This is a genomic window from Nocardia sp. GP40 (assembly GCF_050434125.1).
In the GTDB taxonomy this organism is placed as follows: domain Bacteria; phylum Actinomycetota; class Actinomycetes; order Mycobacteriales; family Mycobacteriaceae; genus Nocardia; species Nocardia albiluteola.
The window spans coordinates 1-2,955 of record NZ_JBNPVW010000046.1 but is presented as its reverse complement, the minus strand read 5'-3'; the positions used below and the strand labels follow the sequence as shown (position 1 = coordinate 2,955).

At 63.3% G+C, this 2,955-nt stretch carries 2 protein-coding genes; both read right to left on the bottom strand.

The window, feature by feature from the left end:
- Window positions 1-278: 278 nt before the first annotated feature.
- Window positions 279-824: an SMI1/KNR4 family protein gene (locus tag ABH933_RS45440; RefSeq protein ID WP_429429362.1), complete on the bottom strand. Its 546-nt coding sequence runs from the start codon at window positions 822-824 to the stop codon at window positions 279-281.
- 218 nt (window positions 825-1,042) lie between these two features.
- On the bottom strand, window positions 1,043-2,955 hold a 1,913-nt coding region (locus ABH933_RS45435), incomplete at its 5' end, for a TIGR02679 domain-containing protein (protein ID WP_429429364.1).

Below are 2,955 nucleotides of genomic sequence, written 5' to 3'. Positions count from 1 at the left end.
TGACAGCCGAACTACGTTCACTCACCGTCGACATCGACACCGACCGGTGGCACAACGCCGTCCTCGAAGAGTGCAGAAATCCGACCGCCGGGATTACGTGCGGATCGGTGAATCGACCTATTACAGCGGGTTGTACGTCGCCTCCGATGGCACGCTGCAAGTTGTGAATCCGGCTATCAATGAATCGAGCCTGGCCCCTCTGTGTGCGTGCTGCACCTACACGCTCAACGGCATCCGATTCACAAGGCCCGCTCCGTCGGGTACGTCCCCGGCCATCGCTACAGTGCGCCCTCGGCGCGCATCTGTGCGCGTTTGCGTTCGGTGTCTTGCCGCAACTGTTCGGAACGATCCCGGAGTTCTTTGGTTCGGTGGAATACATCCCAGAGCCATTGTGTGAAGTTGTCCGCCAACTTCTGGTCGAATGGATGTCCTTCGACATAGCTGTAGACCGCGTCGCTGGCGTGCTCGAAGAAATACACTTCGTAGCCTTGGTGATGACCGAAGAAGAACCTGTTTTCCAGCGTCAGCGTTTCCTCCGGGTCCGATGCCACGTCCACAGCGGCATCGCGCGCGGTCAGCGGTTCGGGGTAGCAGACGTGCGATCCGCGGAACAGCGTGCCCGCGTGACGGCCGAATACCTGCAGGAACGCAAGGTAGTCTCCGGGAAGTTCGACACTGCCGGCGGCCTCGATCACGGCGTTGATCTCGTCTTGTGAGCACCCCTCGAAGGTGTCGCTGGTGGTGAACCCGGAGCTGATCATGGCATCACGCACGGCCTCGATGCCCTCACGGCTATTTGGGGGCGGGGTTGCTGTAGGTGACATTGACCTTCACTCCTGGACCCCCTGCTCACTTCCCACTCGGCTGACACTACAGGCGGCCGTCGTCCCTGCGCGTATTGCGGGAACGCTGGTCACGGGCGCCGGGCGCCGTGTGCTTGGTGTCCATGACCGTCTCCATCCCCAAGTCGTGTGCGGTGTGAGCCCTGGATGCCGAGGGGGCTTCGAGTTCTGACAGCGGGCCGTGCGCGTGGTCGCCCCCGTCACGACAAGAACCATCGCTTCCAGAACACTCGCCGATCGTCCAGGTCCCGGATGGTCAGCGGCACATGATGATCGGGGTCGTAGGACACCGCGGCGCTCAGGCGGTCACCGAGGATCAGCCACCAGGTCGCCCATGGATTGGGCCGGGCTCGGTGCGGTCGATACCACGACAGCACAGCTCCCTGAGCCAATGCGGACTGCAGGATCTTGTACGGCCGGCTGCCTGGCTGGAGCCGTTGCTCGTCGACGCAGCACATCGCAGCCAAGCCCCGTGGGTCCAGCTCGAACAGGTGCGTTGCCCGATGCATGCAGGTGGTGGCGTCGAATGCCTGTGCGGCGTCGCCGGGGCGGATCGGCAGGCACCACTCGTCGTGGTCACCGCCGATCAGGTAGTAGTCGGCGGGTTCGCGTGAACGCCACCACGCTGGTGGTCGGGGGCTGGCATAGACCGTGGGCGTGAGGATGCGGATCAACTGTGCGCGGGCCTGTTCGAGGTCGGGGTGGCCGCCGCCGCGTTGCTGGAATCGCTCGATTGCGTGGGTGGTCACCCGCACATGTGCCAGCAGCGCTGATCCGTTCAGGCCGGTGGGGTCGATCACCCGGTCATGACGCGGAACGGCCAGGCAGTTGGTGGCGATCCACTGTTGCTGCCCCGCGTCGTCGGTACCGAGTGCGAGAGGAAGCACCAGTAGTCCATCGACCAGCAGGAACCATCCTGACGGGCTGCGGCGACCGGTCATCGGCGCCGGGAGTTGGTCGACCACTGTGCCGCGGGTGCTGATGATCTCCAACAGCCACCGGCGTGCGGTGTCGCGAGACGATGGCGTGGAGGTACTGGTCGATGAACAGCAGGTCGGTTTCGCGGTGCCCAGGATGATGTCCAGGACGTCGTCATGTTCCTGATATACAGGAGTGGCGGGTGAACTGTCCCAGGCCGACCTGTCCATTGCGATGAGCTCGGCGCCGTAGTAATTCCTGACGGCGTCCGCAATTTGCAGTCCATCGTGGTCGAGATCGCCTGCATAGCGGATGCGCAGGCCTTGGTCCGTGGCCAGTTGCAGCAGGGCATGGTCGACGCTGCCGAGGTAGCCGCTGGTGCATGCGAGTGCTTGAGAGCTGTCGCGGATGCGCGCCAATTCCAGCAGCGATGGGTTTTCCACGACGGTCAGGATTTGGGGCGCGAACTGGGGTGGTGTCTCGGTGAGATCGAGCAGAGTTAGTGCGACCGGGTTGATGGAGTCACGGAGTCGATGGTCGATCGGCCCGGTGCCGAGGACTCGAATGTTGTGTACGAGAACGGTGGAGGTCAATCGGTCGCCAATGATGCCAACCGATTTCAGCAGAGCGCGAACGTGGTCGGGCCGTGATGGTTCGGGCTGCTTGGTTCGCTCCGCGACGGCTGCGACGAGATACGTACCATAGCGGGTATGGAGATCGAGGTAGTGGGGGTTGTGGTCCGGGCTTGTGTCGTGAGCGAGTTTGGCCAGCGGGACCGGCGGGGTGAACGGCAGCTGTTGGAGTACTCGCGCGAGGGTGTCGATCAGGGCGCGGTTGGCGGTGTCCTCGCCTGCAGCCTGCGCAGTGTCGAATCGTGCGACTAATTCAGGTAATTCGGTAAGCCGCTGCTGGGCGTAGGAGTGGAGCTCACGGCGAATTGCAGCGGCGGCGTCAGCGGCCACGGTCTTGTCGATGACAGGTCGCCCGGCAGCGTATTCGACGAGGGCTTGCAGGTCGTCGGCGTGGATTTTCAGTACACGCATCAACGAACGGACCGGGATGCCAACGGTTTCGTTCTTGATGGTGACTGCGCTCGCCGTATTTCGCCGATAGCTGGTGGTGTCGAGTAATGCCTGCAGCGTCGCGATTCCGTTCGGCGTGAGCCCCCGCACGCGGATGGTGGCGATCCTGTGCG